This is a genomic window from Paenibacillus sp. GbtcB18, assembly GCF_019091125.1.
Lineage (GTDB): Bacteria > Bacillota > Bacilli > Paenibacillales > NBRC-103111 > Paenibacillus_F > Paenibacillus_F chitinolyticus.
This window is the reverse complement of record NZ_JAGXJX010000293.1, coordinates 1-277: the sequence shown is the minus strand read 5'-3', so window position 1 is coordinate 277 and position 277 is coordinate 1. Positions and strand designations below refer to the sequence as shown.

Annotated in this window: 1 protein-coding gene; it reads left to right on the top strand. The window is 40.8% G+C overall.

Going from position 1 to position 277, the window contains the following annotated elements; translation table 11 throughout:
• On the top strand, positions 1-277 hold a 277-nt coding region (locus KVT34_RS30245; RefSeq protein WP_369016302.1), incomplete at both ends, for a D-alanyl-D-alanine carboxypeptidase family protein.

The window sequence follows — 277 nt, the reverse complement described above, 5'->3', positions numbered from 1 at the left end:
AAACTGACTGATAAAGTTAGGGCAACTGAGCATGCAGCTTCAATAGTAGGATCGCCAATCTTTTTAGAGACTGGGGAAGAGATGACAGTAAAAGAAATGCTCACGGGTATAGCACTTGCATCTGGTAGTGATGCGTCTGTTGCAGTAGCGGAGCATATCGCTGGATCAGAAGAAGGATTTGTAAATATGATGAACACAAAAGCGAAAGATTTAGGATTGGAAAATACTCATTTACAAGATCCAACAGGTCTTCCAGCTAAAGTCCATTATACTACAG